The organism is Microlunatus aurantiacus, from assembly GCF_039536605.1.
Taxonomy (GTDB): Bacteria; Actinomycetota; Actinomycetes; order Propionibacteriales; family Propionibacteriaceae; genus Microlunatus; species Microlunatus aurantiacus.
The window spans coordinates 1-541 of record NZ_BAAAYX010000044.1 but is presented as its reverse complement, the minus strand read 5'-3'; the positions used below and the strand labels follow the sequence as shown (position 1 = coordinate 541).

Annotated in this window: 1 protein-coding gene; it reads right to left on the bottom strand. The window is 65.4% G+C overall.

Going from position 1 to position 541, the window contains the following annotated elements:
• The coding region (locus tag ABD714_RS22980; protein WP_344814796.1) for a sugar ABC transporter substrate-binding protein at positions 1-541 on the bottom strand (541 nt) is incomplete at both ends.

The window sequence follows — 541 nt, the reverse complement described above, 5'->3', positions numbered from 1 at the left end:
GCCGGTGGAGATGTAGCGGCCCTCGCAGCCGCCCTTCTTGATCAACGCCAGGGCCTCCTTCTGGCCGTCGGCTGAGGCGGCGACGTAGACGTTCTTGTACTGGTCCTTGCCGTTGACCACGTTGTACGCGCCCAGCGCCATCGAGTCGTTCAGACCCAGGATCAGGTCGATGTCGGGGTTGCCGGCCAGCATGTTCTCGGCCGCGACCTGTCCCTTGTCCTGCTGGTAGTCCCCGGACTGCTCGGCCTTGATCTCGAACGGCATGCCGCCCTCCTTGAGCCCGTCGAGGAAGCCCTGGCGCCGGTTCGGGCCGACGAACTCGTCGGTGGCCGGTCCGGTGAGGACCACCATCGTGATGCTCTTCTTGCCCATCTCCTTGAACCGGGCGGCGGTGAGCTTGCCGGACTCACGACCGATGGTGAGGTTGTCGGACTGCACGCTGGTCATGCCGGTGCCCGGCACGGAGGTGTCGATGTAGGTGACCGGGATCGTGGACGCGATCTGGGTCATCATCTGCTTCTGGCCCTTCACGCTGGTGGCG